The sequence below is a fragment of the Acinetobacter sp. GW821-FHT01E09 genome, assembly GCF_059422385.1.
The window spans coordinates 3640924-3664289 of the sequence record NZ_JBWKWU010000001.1 but is presented as its reverse complement, the minus strand read 5'-3'; the positions used below and the strand labels follow the sequence as shown (position 1 = coordinate 3664289).

The 23366-nt window shown below is 39.9% G+C and carries 16 protein-coding genes; 10 read left to right on the top strand and 6 right to left on the bottom strand.

Annotated features, from left to right (window positions below; genetic code table 11):
• Positions 1-273 precede the first annotated feature (273 nt).
• Both AC07U8_RS16615 and AC07U8_RS16610 read left to right on the top strand, forming a co-directional pair.
• A complete protein-coding gene (locus tag AC07U8_RS16615; RefSeq protein WP_494738315.1) occupies positions 274-8052 on the top strand; it encodes a YadA-like family protein in 7779 nt (2592 codons plus the stop codon).
• Between the two features lie 100 nt (positions 8053-8152).
• Positions 8153-8569 (top strand): outer membrane protein assembly factor BamE, encoded by a 417-nt coding sequence (locus AC07U8_RS16610; RefSeq protein ID WP_494738314.1) that lies wholly within the window; start codon positions 8153-8155, stop codon positions 8567-8569.
• Positions 8570-8743: 174 nt separating this feature from the next.
• Here the strand turns inward: AC07U8_RS16610 and AC07U8_RS16605 are convergent, their stop codons facing one another.
• Both AC07U8_RS16605 and AC07U8_RS16600 read right to left on the bottom strand, forming a co-directional pair.
• Complete coding sequence (locus AC07U8_RS16605) at positions 8744-9805, bottom strand: alpha/beta hydrolase (RefSeq protein ID WP_494738313.1); 1062 nt, start codon at positions 9803-9805, stop codon at positions 8744-8746.
• A 438-nt stretch (positions 9806-10243) separates the two neighbouring features.
• Positions 10244-11053 (bottom strand): IclR family transcriptional regulator domain-containing protein, encoded by an 810-nt coding sequence (locus AC07U8_RS16600; RefSeq protein ID WP_056513343.1) that lies wholly within the window; start codon positions 11051-11053, stop codon positions 10244-10246.
• A 137-nt stretch (positions 11054-11190) separates the two neighbouring features.
• On the opposite strand from AC07U8_RS16600, the gene pobA reads away from it, so the two are divergent.
• Complete coding sequence (gene pobA, locus AC07U8_RS16595) at positions 11191-12423, top strand: 4-hydroxybenzoate 3-monooxygenase (protein WP_494738312.1); 1233 nt, start codon at positions 11191-11193, stop codon at positions 12421-12423.
• A gap of 207 nt (positions 12424-12630) precedes the next feature.
• Entirely contained in the window at positions 12631-13311 is a 681-nt protein-coding gene (locus AC07U8_RS16590; RefSeq protein WP_004717728.1) for a GntR family transcriptional regulator, read from the top strand.
• Positions 13312-13376: 65 nt separating this feature from the next.
• Here AC07U8_RS16590 and AC07U8_RS16585 read toward each other — a convergent pair whose 3' ends face one another.
• Together AC07U8_RS16585 and AC07U8_RS16580 are read right to left on the bottom strand one after the other, a co-directional pair.
• Positions 13377-14321, bottom strand: a complete 945-nt coding sequence (locus AC07U8_RS16585) for a PDR/VanB family oxidoreductase (protein ID WP_494738311.1) — start codon at positions 14319-14321, stop codon at positions 13377-13379.
• 12 nt (positions 14322-14333) lie between these two features.
• Complete coding sequence (locus tag AC07U8_RS16580; RefSeq protein WP_494738310.1) at positions 14334-15410, bottom strand: aromatic ring-hydroxylating dioxygenase subunit alpha; 1077 nt, start codon at positions 15408-15410, stop codon at positions 14334-14336.
• Between the two features lie 646 nt (positions 15411-16056).
• Here AC07U8_RS16580 and AC07U8_RS16575 point away from each other — a divergent pair.
• Entirely contained in the window at positions 16057-17403 is a 1347-nt protein-coding gene (locus AC07U8_RS16575; protein WP_315076882.1) for an MFS transporter, read from the top strand.
• Between the two features lie 31 nt (positions 17404-17434).
• Positions 17435-18718 (top strand): OprD family outer membrane porin, encoded by a 1284-nt coding sequence (locus AC07U8_RS16570; protein WP_494738309.1) that lies wholly within the window; start codon positions 17435-17437, stop codon positions 18716-18718.
• 134 nt (positions 18719-18852) lie between these two features.
• Here the strand turns inward: AC07U8_RS16570 and AC07U8_RS16565 are convergent, their stop codons facing one another.
• Positions 18853-19152, bottom strand: coding sequence for a DUF1330 domain-containing protein (locus AC07U8_RS16565; protein WP_209827560.1), 300 nt, complete (start codon positions 19150-19152; stop codon positions 18853-18855).
• Positions 19153-19180: 28 nt separating this feature from the next.
• On the bottom strand, positions 19181-19843 hold the full coding sequence (locus AC07U8_RS16560) for a GntR family transcriptional regulator (RefSeq protein WP_209827559.1): 663 nt from the start codon (positions 19841-19843) through the stop codon (positions 19181-19183).
• A gap of 153 nt (positions 19844-19996) precedes the next feature.
• Between AC07U8_RS16560 and AC07U8_RS16555 the strand changes: the two genes are divergently transcribed.
• From AC07U8_RS16555 to tgnB, 4 genes are read left to right on the top strand one after another with little or no spacing between them, the layout of a single operon-like run.
• Positions 19997-20599, top strand: coding sequence for an amino acid synthesis family protein (locus AC07U8_RS16555; protein ID WP_096734954.1), 603 nt, complete (start codon positions 19997-19999; stop codon positions 20597-20599).
• The gene (locus AC07U8_RS16550; RefSeq protein WP_419262160.1) at positions 20568-21359 is read left to right on the top strand and encodes an alpha/beta fold hydrolase; all 792 of its coding nucleotides are present in this window, start codon (positions 20568-20570) and stop codon (positions 21357-21359) included. The genes AC07U8_RS16555 and AC07U8_RS16550 overlap by 32 nt, the downstream gene beginning before the upstream one ends.
• A 24-nt stretch (positions 21360-21383) precedes the next feature.
• A complete protein-coding gene (gene tgnA / locus AC07U8_RS16545) occupies positions 21384-22316 on the top strand; it encodes a flavin-dependent trigonelline monooxygenase reductase component (RefSeq protein WP_494738308.1) in 933 nt (310 codons plus the stop codon).
• 2 nt (positions 22317-22318) lie between these two features.
• Positions 22319-23356: a flavin-dependent trigonelline monooxygenase oxygenase component gene (gene tgnB, locus AC07U8_RS16540; protein WP_209827552.1), complete on the top strand. Its 1038-nt coding sequence runs from the start codon at positions 22319-22321 to the stop codon at positions 23354-23356.
• Positions 23357-23366: the final 10 nt, after the last annotated feature.

Below are 23366 nucleotides of genomic sequence, written 5' to 3'. Positions count from 1 at the left end.
ATTTTTTATTAAAAGTTAATTTATTTAAAAAATAAATTTAAGAAAAATAAACAATTTTTTTTGTGTTTTTAAGATTTTTATATTGTTGGTTGTTTTTGTTTAAGTTATTGAAAATAAAATATTATTATTTTTGATGTTGTATATTTGTTTTCTCTATGTTAGCAAAATGTATCGTTTGGTAAACAGTATGGAAAAATACAAATATATTGTGCATTTTATTTTAAAAGTAATTAATAAATTAAAAACGACATTATAAATGCAGGTATATATATTATGAATAAAGTGTATAAATTGGTCTGGAATACTACGATTGGAAGCTGGATTGTAGTTTCTGAAATTGTAAAAGGTAATAAAAAGTCAAAAGTTAATAGAATTGTGAAGGGGTCGATGTTTTTATTATTTACTGTTAGCTCGAGTGCTATTTTGGCACAAGATATTAATGAGAGTTTAAATGTTAATGGTAGTTTAACTGTAACAGGGGATGTGATTGCAAACGGTGTATCATTAATAACAGTAAATACTGATTTAAATCAAACAAAAAATAATTTAAATACCCTTGAAGATCAAGTCAATAATACCTCAACAGGTTTGGCAACTAAGGCTTCCCAGCTTGATTTTGATAGCTTGAATAATCAAGTGAATGATTCAAACACAGGTTTGGCGACGAAAGTGTCACAGTCGGATTTCAATAGCTTGAATAGTCAGGTCAATGATGTAAACACTGGATTAACCAGCAAGGCATCTGCGACGGATTTGAACTCACTCAAGAATCAAACTTGGAATATACAAAGCAATGGCGGGACGTCTAGCGCTGTAAAAGCTACAGATACCGTGAACTTTGTGAATGGTAAAAATATTGCCGTGACCAATGCGGGTACTGATATTTCAATTTCCACAGTGGATGATCCAGAGTTTAACTCGGTAAAAATTGGTGATACTGCAAATAATACCGTATTGACCAGTACTGCAAATGGTTTAGATCTTGGTGGTGACAAAATCACAAATTTAGCCAACGGTAGCATTGCTGCTGGATCTACAGATGCGGTGACTGGTGGACAAGTGAATGATTTACTTTTCCAAAGTGGTCAAGGTATCAAATACTTCCACACCAATTCATCTCTTGTTGACTCACAAGCCAATGGCTTAAATTCTCTCGCTATTGGCCCAGTGGCAAAATCCGAAGGTGAATTATCAATTGCTATCGGTCATCTCTCAAATGCTACAGGACTCAACAGTATTGCTGTCGGAAATACAGCCAATGCATTAAATGATTATTCTATTGCTTTTGGTAAAGAAACTGGCGCACTTGGGGCCAATTCAACCTCTATCGGAAATGGTGGGCAAGCCAGAGCATTAACCCCAACGTATAACGTGTCCAATACGCAACTGATTGCAATCAATGGTATTCCTGTCACTGCAATGGGAACGGATCCCAGTACAATTACTGAAATTAATGGGGTTGCAGTTTCTGCCACGCAAGTGAATCAGTTCCTAACAGCTTTGCAAAATGGCGCCAATATGTCTGTTGGCGATAAAAGTGTTGCATTGGGGTCTTCTGCATTAGCAGGTGGGCCTTCAAGTATTGCGATTGGGGATGCTGCGATAGCAACAGGAACGCATTCAAATGCAATTGGTCAGGGTGCAAATGCTGTGGGAACCAATGCCAATGCGATAGGAACCTCGGCATCCGCTGTGACCAATGCCAATGCGATCGGAAATTCAGTGTCTGCAAGTGGAACTGCGAGCGTCGCAATCGGAAATCAAGCGACTTCAGGAGGTGCGAGTTCAATTGCATTGGGTGATGGCGCAAAATCTAGTGTGGTGAATGGTGTTTCAATTGGTAGTGCAGCAGGAGTAGGTTCTATTGGTTCAGGTACATTTGACCGCAATGGACATATCGCCGTTGGAGCAAACGCAGGACAAAATATTAGTGGTAACCAATCGATTGCGATAGGGGTTGGTGCGGGTAGCAATTCAACAGTCAACTCAACAAGTTCTGATTACAATATCGCTTTAGGTAGCGATGCAGGGACAAACTTATCGGGTAATCAGAATATTTCAATTGGTTTTGGCAGCAATAAAGACAGAAACGCCACCGTACAAAGCTCAGTTGCGATCGGTGCGGCAACATTTACTGAAAGTTTAGGGGTTGCAGTTGGAACACGAGCAAGTGTTGCTCAAGGCGGTGTTGCACTTGGTTATGATTCAATTGTGACAGGTACTTCAGGGGTTGCAATTGGCTTAGATTCTTTGGCGGGGCAAAGTGATGTGGCACTAGGTTCGGGAAGTGTTGCGCAAAACAACTCACTTGGAAATAGCTATATTACCAATGTTTCTGGTGGTGTGGGAGGCTTTAACATTGTTTCGGTCGGGAATAAAAATGAGCAACGTCGAATTACCAATGTTGCTGATGGTGCTGACTTGCAAGATGCGGTAACCGTCAATCAGATTAAAGCCTTACAAAATGACATTATCCGTGTGATGGGTGCAACAGATGCAAATGGTAATCCTGCAACTATTGGAAGTGGTGGTACTTTACCTTTAATCCAAGTCAATGTTAAAGATCCTTCAGGCAATACCAGTAAACTTCCAACGACGATTCAAGATGCTTTTGATTTACTGGGTTCGGGACAGATTGGTGGGATAGTACCTGATGCTGTGTTGTATAACTCAGACAAATCGGTTGTTAATTTAGTCGGTACAGATGGAACCATTATTCGCAACGTAAAAGGCGATGAAAATGATTTGTCCTCAGCGGTGAATTTTGGGCAATTAAAAACAGCTGTTGCCGAAGCAGGGCCACAATACTTTTCTGTAAACACCACTGATATTAATAATAAAAATAACACAGGGGCAAATGGAGATAATTCTTTAGCAATCGGCCCGAGTGCCAGTACGTCTTCACTTGCTGCAGGCAGTGTTGCCTTAGGCAGTAATGTGATTGTGGCAAGAGAAAGATCAGTTGCAATTGGTGCGGGCGCGGGTTCAGTGGGGGTTTCCTCGATTTCAATCGGTGACTCTTCGATTGCCTCAGGTACAAATAATATTGCGATGGGTAAAAGCGCAGAAAGCCGTGGTGAAGATAGTATTGTCATTGGTAATGGTTCAGAGGCAGATGGCACCAAGTCAAACTATGCGGTCGTTGTAGGGAGTGACGCTGAAGTTAATTCCGCAGATCAAGGGATTGCAATTGGTCGTCAAGCATTGTCTCAGGGAGATAATGCGACGGCAATTGGTTATCAGTCTAAAGCCAATGGTGCACAGAGTGTTGCATTAGGACGCTTTGCCACAGCAACTGCTGAAGACAGTATGGCCTATGGAGATAATGCTAAAGCTTCGGGTGTGAATTCGACTGCAATAGGTTCAGATGCAAACAGTACTTCTCAAGATGGTTTGGCAATAGGCTCTCAAGCAAAAAGCTATGCAGCAAAGGCCACGGCAATTGGTCAAAACGCAGAAAGTGCTGGTGAAAATGCGATAGCGTTTGGTGTCAACAGTGTAAGTCGTGCTAAAGATGCCACTGCTATAGGTAATAATGCAACTTCAAATGGAATCAATGCGATTGCACTTGGCAAACAATCCAATGCAAACGCTTTAAATTCAATTGCGGTGGGTACGGGAACCAATGCACTTCAAGAGGATGCAGTCGCAATCGGAAATAGTGCTTCGGTGAGTGCGAAAGGCGCAACTGTATTGGGTAAGTCTGCAACAGCATCACATGAAAATGCTGTAGTTTTAGGAAATAACTCAGTTTCGGCAGCTTATGTGGCAACCAAATCAGCCACAATTAATGGCAAAACCTATAATTTTGCAGGAGCTCCCGCTGTATCTTCTAGTGTAAGTGTCGGGGATGTCGGGGCTGAACGAACCATTGTCAATGTCGCTGCTGGGCGTATCAGTAGCTCAAGTACAGATGCAATCAATGGCAGTCAATTGTATCAAACCAATCAAGCCATTACCGATTTAGCAGACACGCCATTAAGTTTTGCCGGAGACACTGGCGCGAAAGTAGAGCGTAAATTGGGTGAGCAATTAAAGCTCACTGGTGGAGCGACTGGGGTACTTACAGATGGCAATCTGGGGGTTGTAAGTAATGGTACCGATACTTTGCAATTAAAATTGGCCAAAGATGTCAACCTGACCGCTCAAGGAAGCTTAAGTGTCGGCACTTCCAAAATTACAGATGGGCAGGTGGAAATTAAAGACAGCGCCAATAATAGTAATATCAGCACCTCCACTCAGACAGTGATTACTGCTGGGGCAAGCAGTAATAGCATAAATGCCAATACCATTAACTTAAAAAATGCGAGCAATAATGTTGTGTTAAGTGGCACAACAGGTACTTTGACAGGACTGACCAATAAAACTTTAACTGAATCAGACTTTGCCAAAATGGGGCGTGCAGCAACAGAAGAACAGCTTAAGTTAGTCAATGAGGTGGCTGAAAATGCCAATAAAGGTTGGAATTTAACCACCAATAAAGACAGTGCAGGTACTACAAATATTGCAGCTACGGATACAGTCGATTTTTCAAATAGTGATGGCAATCTAGCCATTGGCCACACTGGTGCAAATGTCGATCTAAAACTTGCAGAAATCGTTAATGTGGGCGGACTTCCAGGTGGGGCAAACATTGCCATTAATGGCAAAAATGGCACGATTACAGGATTAACCAATACCACTTTTGATCCAAGTAACTATTTATCTGGGCGCGCTGCAACTGAGGATCAATTGGCAACACCAATTACATTTGCTGGAGACAATGCCGGTGTGAATGTCGATCGTAGATTGGGGCAACGCTTGAGTATTGTCGGCGGTGAATCTGTGGCGAGTAATTTAACCGACAATAACATCGGTGTGGTTGCAGACAGTACCGACAATAAACTAACCATTAAACTCGCTAAAGATATTCAGCTCGATAGTGTAAATGCGAGTGGCACAGTGATCGATAGCAAAGGCTTAACTTTTGTAAACGCAAATGGCGGTGCTGTGCCGAATTCACCAAGTGTGACCGTGACAGGAATCAATGCGGGGACCAATAAAGTGACCAATGTTGCATTGGGTGATATTAGTGATAGCTCTATGGATGCTGTAAATGGGAGCCAGATTAAACAGATTATCGATAAAGGATTTAGCATTAGTGCAAATGCTGACAGTGCAGCAAAAGATACGATTGGTCTCGGTGAAAATGTTGATTTTAGTGCAACCGATGGCAACATTAAAATTACCAACACAGGCAATAATGGAATTAGCTTTGGGCTTGAGCCAGTGGTCAAGATTGGACCTGCCACAGGTGGAAATCCAGTAACAGTCAACGGCAATACAGGAACAATTACAGGCCTAAGCAATACAACCACATCCAGTAATGACTTTGCTACAGTCGGTCGCGCGGCCACAGAAGAACAGCTCAAACAGATGCAAACTGGGCTCAGTGATGCGGGCTTTGGCTTAACGGCTGGCGATGGTAATAGTATCAACAAAAAATTGGGTGAAAGTATTGAGGTTATTGGTGCCGATAGCAATATTGCCACCAAGGTTGCAGGTGGCAAGGTTGAAATAGAGCTCGCCAAAAATATTGATCTGAGTACTGCAGGCAGCTTAACAGTCGGTACCAGTAAAATTACAGATGGTCAAGTTGAATTAAAAGATGCGGGCAAATCGAATATTAGTACGGTGAATAGTACAATTGTCAGTGATGGTAGCAATAGCAGTACGTTAGGTGCAGGAAATATCAATGTCAGTAATGGCACTTATCAAACCCAAGTCGGCCCAACACAAATTCTTGTAGGTGGTGCAAATCCAGTTACGGTGAATGGTTCAACAGGACGGGTGAGTGGTTTAAGCAATACCACTTGGGATCCAAATGCAAATTACAATCAAAAACAAGCTGCGACTGAAGAGCAGTTAAAACAAGTCAGTGATGTTGCTCAGAATGCCAATAAAGGCTGGAACGTCAAAACGGATGCTATTTTGGGGACAACGCAAGTCAAACCAGGAGATACGGTCGATGTTGGCTTAGCAACAGGTGAAACTAATTTAAATGTCAGTGCAAAAAATGATAGTAATGGAACGACAACCATTGATTTCAGTTTAAATAAAGATCTGAATATTGAAAGCGTCACTGCGGGTACCGCAACGGACTCCACTGTGCTGAATAAAGATGGTATTACCGTACAAGATGGTAGCACTCAAAGTGTGGTGGGTTCTGGTGTGATCAGCGTCAAAAATACGGTCAATCAAGTTGTACTTGATGCTAATAAAGGCACTCTAGAAGGTTTAACCAATAAGACTACATCAGGTAATGATTTTGCTACCACAGGTCGTGCAGCCACAGAAGAACAGCTTAAAGAAATCCAAACTGGACTGAATGATGCAGGTTTTGCCTTAACCGCACAGGACGGCAATACAGTAAACAAGAAATTAGGTGAAAGCGTTGATGTGATTGGCGCTGACAGTAATATCAGTACCAAGGTTGCAGCTGGAAAAGTACAAGTCGAGTTAGCAAAAAATATTGATCTCACTTCTGCAGGCAGCTTAACGGTTGGTAAAAGCAAAATCAGTGATGGCAAAGTCGAACTGAAAGATGCTACCAAATCGAATATCAGTACTGTTGATGGCACATTGGTGAGTGATGCAAGCAATAGTAGTTGGATCGGTGCAGGCAGTATCAATCTAAGTAATGGTATTTATCAAACCCAAATGGGACCAACGCAAATTATTGTGGGCGGTGCAAACCCTGTAACTGTGAATGGTGCAACAGGGACTATTAGTGGGCTGACCAATAAAACATTTAATCCAAATAACTTTGTCAGTGGTCAAGCTGCAACAGAAGATCAGCTTAAAGCGGTGAGCGATCGTATACAAACAGCAAACCAAGGTTGGAATTTGACCACCAATGGAACCAATAGTAATCCAGTCAAATCAGGCGATACGGTCGATTTTAGTAACAAAGATGGCAATATTAATATCAGTAACAATGCCAATAATGTCAGTGTCGAATTAGCCAAAGATATTCAGGTTGACAGTGTGACCGCAGGCAATACCGTAATCAATAATGATGGTCTTAGCATTTCTGGCGGGCCAAGTGTGACTAAAAATGGTATTGATGCTGCGGGCAATAAAGTCACCAATGTTGCAGAGGGGAGTATTGCTCAGAGCAGTAAAGATGCGGTGAATGGAAGCCAGATTCATAATATTATTGGGGATGGTGCATTCCAAGGCGGAGATGGTAATACCATTACCAACATCGGTGGTACAGGTGCAACCAACATTAATGATGCGATTAGCTCAATCAACCAAAAAGCTGGGCAACATTCTACAGTTATTGCTGGGCAGAATATGACGGTCACTGAAACAACCAATAGCCTAGGAGGTAAGGAATATAAGGTTGCAACAGCGGATGACGTAAAATTTAACACAGTTACCGCAAATACGGTTACTGCAGATAATGTCATAGCAAACACAGTCAAAGTGGGTGATGTTGCAATAGATCAAAATGGAATAAATGCTGGGAATAAAAAAATCACCAATGTTGCAGCAGGTGAAGTATCCAGCACCTCAAAAGATGCGGTTAATGGTTCACAACTCAATACATCAAACCAATACATCACAACATCTTTAGGCGGTGGCGCAAAATATGAAAATGGTCAGTTCACTCCGCCAACCTACAATGTAAATAACGGCTCATATCATAATGTGGGTGATGCTTTAGGTGCGCTTAATCAGGCTGATATTGATTTAGGTAATAAAATTACCAATCTAGGTGATCGTTTAGAGCAAGTATTTTATGACACCAATGGTCGCATAGATGATTTAGAGAAAAGAGCCAGTGCAGGCAATGCGCAAGCACTTGCAACAGCAGGTTTACCTCAAGCTTATATTCCAGGCAAAAGTTTGATGGCAATCAGTGGGGGGACTTACCGTGGAGAAAGTGGGTATGCGATCGGGATGTCATCAATTTCAGATAATGGTCGATGGGTGTTTAAGGTGAGTGGAAGTGGTAACTCGCGTGGTGATTTTGGGGGAACTGTAGGTACTGGGATCCAATGGTAGTTTAGGGAAGCTAAGGCATTTTAGCCATGTAAACAGTGTCTTAGCTTACCATTTTTGGGATTCAAATTAACGAAAAAAGAATTTATGCGAGAGTCGACATATGAAAAATTTATTAATATTGAGTTTAATTGCCGTAACATTGAGTGCTTGTGCAACAGGAACCATTATTTCTAAAGAGGGTAAAACCGAGCAAGCGAAATGGCACAAGGTGGATGATGTCATTTTAAATAAAAAAGCGGGAACATTCCCAAATGTACAGAACTTGAATCAAGTCAGAGCAGGAATGACCAAAGATCAACTTTACGCACTGATTGGCCGACCTCAATATGAGGATGGTTGGAGAGCTATAGAATGGAATTATTTGTTCCATTTCACAGCTGCAGACCGTACCAATGACACTATTACAACATGTCAGTTTAAAATTTTATTTGACCAGGAAAAGATCGCAAGAAGCTTTTACTGGAATCCAATACAGCCTAAAGATGGCCTATGTCCTCCCTCTCTTGAATTAAAGTAAAAATAAGCGAGTAGATGGTTGAAGGCTTTAAAATTGTATACTTTAAGCATTTAATTTTTGCGTGTATGAAATTCATACCCAAACAACAGTGTGTAAAGAGAATAAAATCACATCGATGTGAACACTTTAAATAAGCAGTCACATCGATGCGGCACATTTAAATCATATACGTTTTTATGATGATGTTTTAACACGCCATTGAGGATAGATCGAAAGGATGTAGTCTTGAAATTGTTGTATCACTTTTGGATTGTTTGAACGCTTTAAATAGTCTAAAACACGATCTAAGTAAGCCTCACTGGGTTGTATCTCAAAACCTAAATTTTGACTTACTTGAGCATAATGTTGTTTTATAAGATTGGGATTTTCTGGGATCGCTTTAATATTGACTCGCATACCTTCAAAAATATAACGCAAACCATCAAGATTACCTTTCATTGGCACAGTACCGTGATCTTCACCCTCATACTGGACATATTTATAGTTCAGTTGAGTAAAAGGCTGTTGACTTAAATATTGATTGAACTTTTTGATACCCTTGTAATGGTTGTCTAAACTGTCTGTATTTTCACTGGCACCAACTTGGGTTAAAAATAAAGTTTTATGCTGAAAATCTTGATTGTTCGCTTCCTTAAAACGTTTCAACATGATCTCATCATCCCACCAAATACTAGGGTCATGGACAATATAGGCTTGGATATTTTGTTGACCATTGAGCATATGATTGAGTGCGGTAATACCTCCGAAAGAATGACCAATCAATATATTTAACCCATTCGTACGATATTTTTTCTCAATATCAGGCATGAGCTCAGATTCTAAAAATTTAAAAAATGCGACATTTCCACCAGTTTCACCTTCAATTACACGTCCTTCATTAATTCCAGGCTTTTGCTTGGTTGGGGTTAAGTCTCGAGCACGATCTGTATTGACGATGCCCACAACGACCATTTCAGGAATCGAGGGATAAGGTGACTTCGATAATTTCTCGACAATTCCTGTCAAATAATGAAAGTTAGTTTCGCTATCTAATAGATAAATCACAGGATATTCTTGCTTGGGATATTTATCATATGTAGCAGGGAGATAGATCTGGATTGGTCTTTTTTCATTTAAAATAGCGGAAGATATGTTTTGTGTTTCTCCAATACGAATGCTGTTATCGGCAAAAGTATGTATTGAGATTTGCATGATTAACACGCCTAGCGCCAAGTAGAGAGAAGTTTTCTTCAACATGAAAAATGACCTATTCGATAACAGTGATGTGATTACGCCTGTTGAGAAACTTATTAATTGCTCAAGTATGGGTACTGATGATTTACAAATAAAAAAAGATTAAATTCAGTTCAGGCTTTGTTGCTGGCTGGCAGAGCTTTTAGCAGAAACAGGTGTTTTGCAGCATCTGTTTGTATTTTTATAACTGACCAAAGTCATAGAGTTGAGTACACGATTTGCTATTGGCTGAATAAGAATAGATTGAATCATAAAATTGATTTTTATAAATATGCGAATAATAATTATTATCTTTTAAGCTGGTGGTAAAAATCAATATGGATCTTTATGTTTTATAAATTTATATTGTTTTACGCTGTCATGAACAAGTTAAAAATTATGCGTTTAAAAAAATTAGCCTTTAAGCACTATGGTTCCCATTAAAATTTCTTCAACGTATTTTTAAACCATACTCCTTAACTCATAGGCTGTATTTCTTAGTAAAGGCAAAACTTGCTGAATCAGCTGTTCTTCAGTGACACGATGTGTTTGTGCAATACAGTTTAATGCAGCGACGGCTTTGCCTTGTGCATTTAATACTGGAACTGCAATCGCAATAACCCCTAATTCATGTTGTTCTTTTGATAGACAATAATCTTGTTTTTGAATTTCTGCCAATACTTGATAAAACTGGACTTCATCTTGAATGGTATAAGCGGTGAGGCGTTTCAAACTATATTTATTTACCCAGTGTTTTTGTTCTTCTAAATTTAATGCTGCCAATAAAACTTTGCCTGTTGAGGTTGCATGTGCAGGCAAACGATTGCCCAAATGCATCCCATACGGGCTGAGGCGTAAATTATCATGTTGAGGTAAGTAGCTTCGCGCAATCGGAACAACTTCATGTTCATCTAAAACCACTAGCGAAAAAGTCAGACTGGTTTGTGCGCTTAACAGGTTGAGAATAGGTTGCACAACTTTAGGCAGATGTGCAGAGCTTAAATAGGAGCTCGATAAGCGTAACACTTTGTGAGTTAACCAAAAGTAGTGATCATCAGTTTCTAAATAACCTAAATATTTTAAAGTTCGTAAATATCTTCGTGCCGCTGTACGGCTCAATCCTGTGCGCTCTGCAATTTGAGTCGAATTGAGTTTTTGACGATCAACTCCAAAGGCTTCAAGCAAACTTAGTCCTTTGGCGAGTCCAGCGATGTAATCGTCTTGCTTAATGGTTTCACCTGAAACTTCGTTCTCAATTAAATCGTATCTCATCGTTCATCCATTCCCGATTATAATTTTATGGCCGATATACGGTCATTGTTGCCACTATACGGCGATTATCCAGTTTTCACCATATCAAAAAGAGATCAAAAAAATTAATTTAATGGTCAGGATATGGAGAAAATGTTATGGAAAATTTAACCACACAAGTGGCGATTATTGGTTCAGGCCCAGCTGGGCTATTGCTTGGACAACTGTTGTTTAAAGCAGGTATCTCCCACGTGATCATTGAGCAACGCAGTGCTGAATATGTAGCTGCACGTATTCGAGCTGGGATACTTGAACAAGTATCGGTAGATTTATTGAAGCAAGCGGGTGTGGATGAAAATCTAAACAAGTTTGGCTTAGCACATGATGGGATTGAAATTTTAACCAATGGCTTAAAGCATCGTGTGGATTTATCTGAGTTAACTCAGGGTAAGCAAGTTACGGTTTACGGACAAACGGAAGTCACAAAAGATTTAATGCATGCACGTGAAGCGGCAGGTTTATGCACTTATTATGAAGCAGAGAATGTGCAAATTCATGATTTTGAGCAAAACCCGTATGTTAGCTTTCATCAAAATGGTCAATCTTACCAGCTTAGATGTGATTTTATTGCAGGCTGTGATGGCTATCATGGGGTCTGTCGTGCAAGCGTGCCACAAGATAAAATCAAAACTTTTGAAAAGATTTATCCATTCGGTTGGTTAGGTGTACTTGCAGATGTTCCACCTGTTTCAGATGAATTGATCTATGTACAGTCAGAACGTGGTTTTGCTTTATGTAGTATGCGTTCAAAAACCCGTAGCCGATATTATTTGCAAGTTCCTGTGACGGATCATGTCGATGAATGGTCTGACCAACGATTTTGGGATGAGTTAAAAAATCGCCTTGATGAAGAAAGTCGTAAAAATTTGGTTACAGGCACTTCTATTGAAAAAAGTATTGCACCTTTACGCAGTTTTGTGACAGAACCAATGCGATTTGGGAAACTATTTTTAGCAGGAGATGCGGCACATATCGTTCCACCGACTGGAGCAAAAGGTTTAAATTTAGCTGCATCTGATATCGCTTATTTGTCAAATGCCTTAATTGAATTTTATCTCAATGGTTCAGAACAAGGCATCGAGGAATATTCTGAAAAATGCTTAAAACGTGTGTGGAAAGCAGAACGCTTTTCATGGTGGATGACGCATTTACTACATCGTTTTGAAACGGAAAGTGAGTTTGATCATAAAATTAAGCAGGCTGAATTGAGTTATATTTTAGATTCACATGCGGGTTTAACCACATTGGCTGAAAACTATGTGGGTTTACCTTATGAAATAAAAACATTTAATGAGGTGCAGGGGAGTCGTTCAGACTTGCTTAGTCATTAATTTTTGAAAAATAGAAAGTTACCTATTTTGAGCAAGGTTTTAAATCTTAATTAAATATAGGTGGCTTTCTTTTTCTTTTTTATACAACAAAGCTGATCAGGCTTTTTTTGAAGCTTAAACCAAATAGATTCAAATCGAAAATTTGTTTTCATTTTATAGATGAACTTGTTAGCATCAAAGAGTATTTTTGATAGCGTGTGACAGTGAATGTCTTCAGGTCAACAAGTTTTAATTAAACTTAGAAAAATGATTATTGCTGGGGAGCTAGAGGGCGGTGCCAGAGTGGCAGAGATCCCAACGGCTGAGTTGCTTGGGGTATCAAGACAGCCTGTGCGTATGGCATTTCGTTTGCTTGAGCAAGAAGGTTTATTGATTAAAAATCCGACTCGAGGTTATACGGTTCGAGAAATTTCAGAAAAATTGATCAATGATGCACTTGAAGTGCGTGGCATCCTTGAAGGACTGGCTGCTAAAACCATTGCAGAACAAGGTTTGACGGAAGAACAGAAAAAAACACTACAAAATTGCATTGTCGAAACTGAAAAACTTTTTGATGGAAAAACTGAGTTTGGTGATCATGAGCTGGAACGTTACCATCACTTTAATGTGATTTTTCACGATACCATTATTCAAGGCGCGCAAAATGTTGCATTGATCCAAGCCTTAGCCAAAAACAATCAATTGCCCATGGCCTCGGCCCAAGCCATTACCTATGACCAAACTCAAGCACTTTCAGAATATCGTCGCTTACATTATGCCCATCTACAACACTGTTCAATTTACGATGCTTTAATGCATAGACAAGCTGGGCGTGCTGAAACATTGATGCGGGAACATAGTAGTGTTGTGGTTTTGGGCGAGACCTTAAGAAACGTGTTGTCTCAATAAAACCGAAAAGAAATATCAACAGACCCTAAGCAGCTCTTTTAATCGAATCAAAGGGCTGTTTTTCATTAGAATTCAATCAGCAAATTTGTAGATTTTGCTCGAGAACAGCAGGGGGTAAACTGGTTATTTAATGCATGTTCTTCATCAGTCATAAATACATCACGGTGATCTGGAATTCCTGCAAGCACACGCGTGATACAGGTTCCGCAAATACCTTGTTCACAAGAAACAGGGACATCAAAACCATTTTCAATTAAGGCTTGGGTTGCTGTTTGATGAGGCTGTACTTCGATTCGACGGTCACTGCCTTTGATTTCAATGGTAAACGCCGCATTGTTAGATGCCTCTGACTTTTGTGCGACAAAGTGTTCTTGATGTAGCTGCTCTGTCTGCCAGCCCATGTGTTGAGCTGACTCCATCACAAATGCCATAAAACCTGCTGGTCCACAAACATATAAATGTCTATCGGATGAATTCTGTTCCAAGACGGACGACATATCACATTGAGTTTCTGGTTGACCTTGAATATGAAAATGAATCTGACCTGCAAAGTGTTCGGTTAAATTTCCATAGAAAGCAATCATTTCATGACTACGTACAAAATAATGCAATTCAAATGGGATCCGCTGAGCTTTAAGCCGATATGCCATTGAAAGAATCGGGGTAATGCCGATACCACCTGCAAATAAGATTGCCTTTTGGGTATGAGGATGAATTTCAAATAAGTTACGTGGTGCGCCAATACGTAATTGATCACCTTCACGATACTCGGTATGCATGCAACGAGAACCACCTCTGGAATGCTCATCATGCAAAACACCAATTACATAACGATGTTTTTCACTACAACAGTTTGAAAGTGAGTATTGGCGTGTTAAGCCATTTTTGAGATGTACATCAATATGTGCGCCTGCCTCAAAGCTTGGAAGGGCAGAACCATTGCTTGAAACCAATTCAAAGGCTCGAATTGATGGAGTAAGCTGGTGAATTTTATCAATAACAACGTCCATGTGTATTCTCCTTTAAATCACCCGAATATTTGGAAACTTATGTTTTGTTGTTTCAGGCGTGAGCGTACTTTCTTGTGCCAATAATCGATCAATCACTTTACGTGACTGTACGCCACCAGCATCGATATTTAGCATCAGTAACTGGCGATGGGGATTTCGTAAAATATTTTGTTGCTGTTGTTCCAGCATTTCTAAATCTTCGGTAAAGATTTTGCCTTGACCTTCGCGAATGAGATCAGTGAGGGTCGGGTTATCTTGTTGGAAATTACGTGCCATTCCCCAAAAATACCAATGCGAGGTTTCTGTTTCAGGGCTAATAAAATCAACCACAATCGATGACACTTTTTTATCTTTAGGGGCATGATATCCGCCATGACCAGCATGAGCGACACCCACTTCAATGTGTACGTTACTTGGTGCAACGAAGTGGCAGCGTTGCCAACGATCTACGGCAACATCATCTGCTAAGTTATTACAACGAAGTGCCATTTGCCAAAATGGGGGAGCGATGACATTTTCGATATAACGTTCAGTAATGACATGATCACCATCGACCTTGGTGATAGGAAGGGCTTCATCAATTTCTTTTTGCCCGATACTGCTCGAATGAACATAGGTTTCATGGGTCAGATCCATAAGGTTATCGACCATCAAACGATAATCACAATGGATATGGAATAAACCACCGCCATAGCTCCACTCAGGATGTTCTGCCCATTCTAGTGTTGGAAGTTTGGACTCATCAGCCAAAGCTTGATCACCAGGCCAAACCCAAATAAAGCCAAACTTTTCTATGGCTGCATAGGCTTTATTGCAGGGGAAACCGTTTACACGTTGAGCTGGCATAGAAATGGTTTTTCCCTCGCATCCCATGACTAAACCATGATAACCACAAACTAAATTGCCATCTTCTACATAGCCTAATGATAATGGGGCGCCACGATGTGGACAAAAATCTTCAACAGCAGCGACTTTATTTTCTTTGCTGCGATAGAAAACAATTTTTTCACCACAGATGGTGCGACCAAGTGGCTTATCTTGGATATCTTCAGGATAGCAAGCAACATACCATGCATTTTTTATAAACATTTGTGATGACTCCTTATCACTTATTGGATCCAATTTATATCAACACTAGTAAATGGTCAATCGATAAAATGATCATTTTTGATCATTGAAGTCTTTGATTTAGGCTCGTTTGCTTTGTGTTTATCGGTATTTTACTGTTTTTATTTAAAAAATATCTCTACGAGATTATGTGGTTATTTGTGCTTTTGTTTATATTTTGGATCCAATTTGTATTTTTGCTGAATACCTATCACGTTGCGAAAACTGAAATATTTAAAAATAAGGGGGTGGGCTTTTTTAATATCCTCAATAAGGTCACTGACTTAGAAGAGGTTAAATGAACTAAATGGATCCATTTTAGTGTAATTTTCAAATATGTATATTCGTGTTTCATTCTTTTAATTTAAATATATTTAGTTAAGTCATGTATTTGATGGGTTTTAATCTAACTCTGTAAATATTTTTTAATAATACTATTGATTTTTTGGATCCAATTAATCAAGATGAAATAGAGCAGGACGCTCCAAAAAAATATTCTTGTTCAAAAACGAGTTTTAAAAATTAAATTATTCCTCTAGGTAATTATGGATACGGATATGCATAACCACCCAACGACGCAGCACAGCAATGTCGTGTGTATATCCTATCCAGATTGGGAGATACACAAATGGAAAGAGATGTGCTTGGTGAGATAAGTCAAAATAAGATGAGCCGCTATCAATGGTTTGTGATTTTGATTTGTGTTTTCCTCAATATTATTGATGGTTTTGATGTCATGGTCATGGCATTTACTGCACCTTCAGTTTCAGCGGATTGGTCGCTTTCTGGTGCTCAAATCGGTTTGTTATTAAGTGCTGGTCTATTTGGTATGGCTGCTGGTTCGATTTTTCTGGCACCACTTGCCGATAAAATTGGTCGCCGTTTACTGATCTTAATTTGTTTGGTGATCGCTGGAATCAGCATGCTGGCATGCGCTTTTGTCAATAGTCATAGCATGTTGGCCATGCTTCGTTTTGTCACAGGGATTGGGGTTGGCGGTATTCTTGCCAGTAGCAATGTTTTGGCCAGTGAATATGCCAATACGCGCTGGAGAAGTTTTGCGGTCAGTTTAATGTCTACAGGATATGGGATTGGTGCCACACTTGGTGGGATATTGTCACTGACACTGATTGAACATTTAGGCTGGCGCTCGATTTTCCTTGCAGGTGGGATCACAACCATTGCAATGCTGTTGGTAAGTATATGGTTATTGCCTGAGTCCTTAGATTATTTGTTGGCAAAAAGACCACAACAAGCGCTAGCGCGGATGAACTCAGTATTACAGCGTATGGGCTTAAATCATCTAGATGCTTTACCTGATTATGCAAAAAGTGATGCAAAGGGTGGCGGAGATTTTGCCAAATTATTTGGTGGGCAACAGGGCTTTCAAACATTGTGTCTATGGGGTGCTTTCTTTCTCGTAATGTTTGGCTTCTATTTTGTAATGAGTTGGACACCGAAAATTTTAATTTCAATGGGAATGTCGGCTGAACAAGGGGTTACCACAGGTATTTTAATTAGTATTGGCGGGATCTTTGGTGCAGCAATTATTGGTTTGCTGGCATCCCGTATCAAAATCTTCTATGCCTTAAGTCTATTTCTAGGACTAACTGCCGCATGTGTGTTTTTATTCGTGGCTGTCTCAGCTCAAGTGAGCGTGGCATTGATTGTTGGCCTATTACTTGGAACGCTGATTAATGGCTGTATTGCTGGTTTATATTCTATTTCACCTACAATTTACGATGCCGATATTCGTAGTCGTGGCGTAGGCTATGCCATCGGTTTTGGACGTATTGGTGCCATTTTATCACCAACAATTGCAGGCGTTTTTTTAGATAAAGGTATAGCGCCAGCCACGCTTTATGCATATTACGGGGTGGTATTTATTTTGGCAATTGTACTTATTTTAATGTTAGGTAATGCATTTTATCGACATAAAAATGAAGCAGCCTATACGCTTAAAACAACAACTTAATCCTCTAAAAATTAAATGGTTGAGATAAAAAATGAAAAAAACATCTTTGTGGGTGTGGGTATACTTTTGCCCATTATTTAGTGCCCTGGCGCATGCCGATTTAGTGACAGACAGTAGTGCAGAGCTAACGCTTAGAAATTTTTACTTTGACCGAGACTATAAACAAGATCCATATCCTTATACTGCTGCGCGCGATTGGGCACAAGGTATTATCTTTAATGGTCAATCGGGCTATACCGATGGAACAGTTGGTTTTGGTGTTGATGTATTGGCAATGGCTGGATTTAACTTAATTGGAGATCGAGCCGATGACTATGCACGGAGTAACTTATTACCTGTAAATGCAGATAATTCACGAGATGATTATTATGGGAAAATAGGGCTGACTGCCAAAGCAAAATTTAAGAAAAATGAGCTTTTTGTGGGAGATTTGGTTCCACGATTGCCCACGATTTTTTCTTCACCTGCACGTTTGTTCCCTCAAACTTATCGAGGTGCTCGGTTTGTTTCCAATGAAATTCCAAAGTTACAATTGGAAGGTTTTTATGTAGACCAAGTGCGACAGCGTGATTCGATTCATTATAGTGATGTCGGTACGGACAATATCAATCGCCGTTTTGATCAATCAGCAACAACAGATTACTTCTATAGTTTTGGTGGCGCTTATCAACTCAATGATGCATATCGAATCCGTGCTTATCAGGCTGAACTGCACGATATCTACCAACAGCAATTTTTAGGTTTCAATGGTAAACAGCCTTTAAATGAACAGTTAATTTTTTTAAGCGATGTACGATTTTTCAATAGTCAGGAGGCTGGTAGACAAAAAATCGGTGATGTAGATAACAAGCATTTAAGTGGATTATTTGGCTTAAATTATCAAAACCATACCCTGTCTTTGGGTTATATGCAGGCATTTGGTTCGACCGGGTTACCATTTTTATCGGGAACAGAAAGTCCAGTGGTGCTTGATTTTATGAGCTCGGATTATTCCAATAAAGACGAGAAAGTCTATTCACTGCGTTATGAATATGATTTTAAAAATGTAAAATTAGCTGATATTTCTCTCAATGGACTGCGTTTTATGACCCGCTATGCCAAAGGACAAGATATTGATTTACTTAGTTATGGCGATAAACGATTTAAAGAAGAATCGATGGAGCTAGATTTAGCTTATAAAATCCCAGAAGGGAAGTTAAAAGGCTTAGGCATGCGAGCACGTTTTTCTCATTACCGAAATGATATGCCAACCAATATGGTCTTTCACTCAGCCAATGAAACTCGTTTAAATATAGATTATAGCTTTAAGTTCTAAGGGGGCTGTATTTCGAAACGGTTCTTTGATTTAAAGAACCGTTTTTTAATTTAGTCTAATGGTGAAGAGTGTGGGTTTAAGTAAATTGTGATGAAAAGTATTTTTATCTGTTTTAATCCATTCATTTTTGGTTTTTATAAATCCAGCGAGTTTAAACTTTCCACAATACTAATCATGACATCGGCACAATCTTGACGAGCAAGCCTTGCTTTAGCGTATTCTTCTGAATGATAACAAGCTTGTGCTGTTTCTAAATCAGCAAATTCAATAATGACATGACGTTCATAAGATTTTCCTTCCATGCAAATAGAATTTCCACCTCTTGCAAGAAATTTTGCATTATATTTTTCAAACGCTAAGGGGGCTAAAGCCATGTATTGTTTATATTGTTCTAAATTATGAATGGTAACGTGCGCAATCCAGTATGCAGACATGGCTTTAATCCTTTAATTTATTAAACCTTTATGTATTTAAAATATTCTTTGCAATCGAAGCAGCTTCAGCAATATGGGCAGCAACAGCTTGTTTGGCTTTTTCAGCATCTTGGTCTAAATAAATTGCTTCGCATATATTTTTGATTCGTTGAAAACCTGAAACTTCGCGTTTAGTTGAATTCATTGTCATTGCGCGAAGTCGACTAATACGACCATTTAAGCGTTGTACCACTTCCAAGGCGATATGATGTTTTGCTGTGGTAAAAATCGTTTCATAGAGTTTTGATGAAACTGAAATAATCAAATTAATATCATCAGCAGCAAAGGCATGTTCAAGCTCAATCACTAAACCTTTTAACGTTTCAGTGGTTTGCGGGGTGAGATTTCGAGTGCAATCTGCAACTGCGCTCTGTTCAAGTAATAGTCGAATTTCATAAATTTGTGATGCAATATCCCAGTTGAGCAAGGAAACAATTGGCCCTTTATTTGGCAAAATCTCAACCAAGCCTTCAGCTTCTAAATAACGAATGACCTCCCGTACAACAGAGCGACTTACGCCCAGTTCTTCACATAAACTTCTTTCAACCAGTCTTTTTCCAGAAGGAAAATAGCCAGTAATGATGGCATTGCGAACTTTGTCTAAACATAGCTCACGCAAGGTCACGGGTGGATTTTCAATTTTAAGATTCATAGAGGTTTAATCATTCCTGATTTTGCGAATACACAATTTTGTTACAAGTTCCTTGCTTAAAAATAGCATAGCAAACTATTGCATTTTTTGCATTATGTATTATGGTATACCATAATACGGACTACAAAATTAATTAACCAGCAAGGAAGAACAATGAATCTGATACGTAAAACGGTGCTTCATGTCGAAACCACATATATCGATGGTGCTAAGGATGCACCTATACCCTTAAAAATGGTTGCAGCAGCAGCTGTGATTCAAAACCCTTGGGCAGGGCAAGGTTATGTTGAAAATCTTTCCCCAGAAATTCGCCGTATTGCACCAGTACTGAGTGAGCATTTAACCAAGCTTATTTTGGATGAAGTCGGTTCTGGTGAAGCAGTACAAGCATTTGGTAAGAGTGCAGTGGTGGGTTTAAACGGTGAGCTTGAACATGCATCAGCCCTGATTCATACCCTACATTTTGGAAATACTTACCGTAGTGCGGTCGGGGCAAAATCATATCTTGCATTTAACAACACCCGTGGCCCTGCAAATGCACCGATTTTAATTCCAATGATGGATAAAAATGATGAAGGGCGCCGTTCTCATTATTTAACCTTACAGTTTGCTATTCCAGATGCGCCAGCTGCTGATGAGTTAGTTATTGTGATTGGTGCTGCAACAGGTGGTCGTCCACATCATCGTATTGGGGATCGTTATCAAGATTTGGAAGAGTTAGGTCATGATCTCAAAAACCCTGCAGCTGTCAAATAATCGCCTTGCTCACTATTTTGAGCAGGGTCAAGGAGAGCCTTTAGTTCTGATTCATGGTGTTGGAATGCAAGCCGAGGCATGGTATCCGCAAATTGAGTTCTTCTCAAAAGCTTATCGCGTGATCTCAGTGGATATGCCCGGGCATGGGAAAAGTACAAAGTTAGCCCATGATGCATCGTTACAGGCCTTTGTGGATTGGATGATTGAGTTTCTGACAAAACTGAATATTGGAGCTGTCAATTTGGCTGGGCATTCAATGGGTTCACTGATTACAACAGGTGTAAGTGCAACTTGTCCAAATTTGGTGAAACGTATGGCGGTATTGAATGGTGTTTATAAACGTTCAGAAAAAGCCAAGAATGCAGTGCTTCACCGCGCTGAAGCGATAAAAGCAGGTCAGCTTGATATAGAAACACCACTACAACGTTGGTTTGGTGACAGTGAGGCAGAGCGCCAAGCTGCATTAAAAGTGAAATCTTGGTTAAAGGCGGTCGATCTGTCAGGCTATGCAACTGCTTATTCAGCCTTTGCTCGAGGTGATTCAGTTTATGCCAATGCCTGGTCAAAAATCACCTGTCCAGCTTTGATTCTCACGGGGACTGGTGATCCTAACTCTACAGCAGAAATGGCAATACAAATGGCCAGCCAAGCTCAAAATGCCAAGGCTATTGTGATTGAAAATGAAAGACATATGGTGAATTTAACTGCACCAGATAAAGTGAATAATGCAATGCAAGCATGGTTGGAAACCAGCGTCTAAATTGCTTGATAAAGGAATATAGCAATGAGTGAAATGGATACAATAAATAAAATACGGGAACTACGTGATGCTTTTGGATCATTTATGACAGGCGTGACCATAGTGACCACCTGTAAGGACGATGGAACACCATTAGGCTTTACAGCGAACTCTTTTGCTTCGGTGTCTTTGGACCCAGCTTTGCTTTTGGTTAGCATTGCCAAGACATCGAGCAATTATGATTATTTTGCACAGGCAACACATTTTGCCATCAATATTTTAGCAGAAGAACAAAAGGATATTTCCAATACTTTTGCTCGACCAAGTGATGATCGTTTTGCAAATTTGGATTGGCGCAAAAGCGATTGCCAAAATCCGATTATTGACCAAGTGAGTGCATGGTTTGACTGTACCACTTACCAAGTTGTCGATGCAGGAGATCATGCTGTATTGATCGGTAAGGTAGAAGGTTTTACTTCAACAGGTTTTGCCGGACTGGGGTATTACCGTGGTGCTTATTTTACCCCCGCTAAATCTTCAACGGATGTGATCTCTGGCATGAAGGTTATGATGATGGCATTAATCGGTCATGAAAACCAAATCTTGCTTGAGCAAACCTCGGAGCAAAAATGGACATTGCCACATTTGCTTGTAGATAAAGATGGCGCAGAACGAGCGCTTGAGAAAATCTTTGCGGTTTACCAGCCTGAAGCTTCGCCAAGCTTTATTTATTCTGTCTACGACGATATCACCACACAACAACAATATATTGCTTTTTTATGTAATACCCCAATTCCTGAAGCCCACAAAGGTCAATTTGTCGATTTAAATGACCTTGAACAACTCTCTTTTGTCGATAGTGCTTTGGAAAGTATGTTAATGCGCTATCGCAAAGAAAATTATCTTAAAACTTATGGGGTTTATTACGGGAATCAAACCACTGGGACGGTTCGTCAAATTGTTAAAGAGGAAGTTTAACTATGCGTTTTTCATTATTTGTACACATGGAACGTGTTTCTGATCAAGAAACACATAAGCAACTTTATGATGAAATGATTGAGCTTTGCCAGATTGCTGATCGGGGTGGAATGCATGCGATTTGGATGGGTGAACATCATGCGATGAATTTTACCATAGCACCCAATCCATTTATTAATTTGGTTGACCTTGCCAACAAGACTCAGAATGTTCGCTTAGGCACAGGTACCATAGTTGCACCGTTTTGGCATCCGATAAAGTTGGCAGGTGAAGCTGCCATGGCTGACATCATTTGCAATGGTCGTTTAGATATTGGCATAGCGCGAGGCGCATATTCATTTGAATATGAGCGTATGGTACCGGGGATGGATGCATGGAGTGCAGGTCAGCGGTTACGCGAAATGATTCCTGCAATTAAAAACCTATGGAAAGGCGATTATGAGCATAAGGGTGAGTTTTGGCAGTTCCCGAAAACCACCGCTTCACCACAACCTTTACAACAGCCACATCCATCGATTTGGGTTGCTGCTCGTGATCCCAATAGCCATGAGTTTGCAGTACAAAATGGCTGTAATGTACAGGTTACACCTTTGCACTTAGGTGATGAGGAAGTCGAAAAGTTGATGGGGCATTTCAATACGGCTTGTGAAAAGTTTGCTGATGTAGCTCGTCCTGAAATTATGTTACTACGGCATACCTACGTTGCTGACAGTGAGCAAGATGCACAGCTTGCAGCAGATGAAATGAATACATTCTATAATTATTTTGGGGCGTGGTTTAAAAATGAGCGGGAAATTACCCAAGGGCTTATTGCACCACTGAGTCAAGAAGAAATCGCACAACATCCATTTTATACAGCTGAAGCCATGCGTAAAAATAACGTCATTGGTCAGGCACAGGAAGTCATTGATCGTCTGAAAGTCTATGAGGCGATGGGGTATAACGAATATTCCTTCTGGATCGATACAGGAATGAGCTTTGAACGTAAAAAAGCCTCATTAGAACGTATGATTAATGAAGTGATGCCAGCATTTGCATAGGAGAGAAGAG

What these genes read in the sequence shown, in the direction of transcription:
- AC07U8_RS16615 (WP_494738315.1), top strand. Translation starts at nt 274, where the DNA reads ATGAATAAAGTGTATAAATTGGTCTGGAATACTACGATTGGAAGCTGG.
- AC07U8_RS16610 (WP_494738314.1), top strand. Translation starts at nt 8,153, where the DNA reads ATGAAAAATTTATTAATATTGAGTTTAATTGCCGTAACATTGAGTGCT.
- AC07U8_RS16605 (WP_494738313.1), bottom strand. Translation starts at nt 9,805, where the DNA reads ATGTTGAAGAAAACTTCTCTCTACTTGGCGCTAGGCGTGTTAATCATG.
- AC07U8_RS16600 (WP_056513343.1), bottom strand. Translation starts at nt 11,053, where the DNA reads ATGAGATACGATTTAATTGAGAACGAAGTTTCAGGTGAAACCATTAAG.
- pobA (WP_494738312.1), top strand. Translation starts at nt 11,191, where the DNA reads ATGGAAAATTTAACCACACAAGTGGCGATTATTGGTTCAGGCCCAGCT.
- AC07U8_RS16590 (WP_004717728.1), top strand. Translation starts at nt 12,631, where the DNA reads ATGTCTTCAGGTCAACAAGTTTTAATTAAACTTAGAAAAATGATTATT.
- AC07U8_RS16585 (WP_494738311.1), bottom strand. Translation starts at nt 14,321, where the DNA reads ATGGACGTTGTTATTGATAAAATTCACCAGCTTACTCCATCAATTCGA.
- AC07U8_RS16580 (WP_494738310.1), bottom strand. Translation starts at nt 15,410, where the DNA reads ATGTTTATAAAAAATGCATGGTATGTTGCTTGCTATCCTGAAGATATC.
- AC07U8_RS16575 (WP_315076882.1), top strand. Translation starts at nt 16,057, where the DNA reads ATGGAAAGAGATGTGCTTGGTGAGATAAGTCAAAATAAGATGAGCCGC.
- AC07U8_RS16570 (WP_494738309.1), top strand. Translation starts at nt 17,435, where the DNA reads ATGAAAAAAACATCTTTGTGGGTGTGGGTATACTTTTGCCCATTATTT.
- AC07U8_RS16565 (WP_209827560.1), bottom strand. Translation starts at nt 19,152, where the DNA reads ATGTCTGCATACTGGATTGCGCACGTTACCATTCATAATTTAGAACAA.
- AC07U8_RS16560 (WP_209827559.1), bottom strand. Translation starts at nt 19,843, where the DNA reads ATGAATCTTAAAATTGAAAATCCACCCGTGACCTTGCGTGAGCTATGT.
- AC07U8_RS16555 (WP_096734954.1), top strand. Translation starts at nt 19,997, where the DNA reads ATGAATCTGATACGTAAAACGGTGCTTCATGTCGAAACCACATATATC.
- AC07U8_RS16550 (WP_419262160.1), top strand. Translation starts at nt 20,568, where the DNA reads ATGATCTCAAAAACCCTGCAGCTGTCAAATAATCGCCTTGCTCACTAT.
- tgnA (WP_494738308.1), top strand. Translation starts at nt 21,384, where the DNA reads ATGAGTGAAATGGATACAATAAATAAAATACGGGAACTACGTGATGCT.
- tgnB (WP_209827552.1), top strand. Translation starts at nt 22,319, where the DNA reads ATGCGTTTTTCATTATTTGTACACATGGAACGTGTTTCTGATCAAGAA.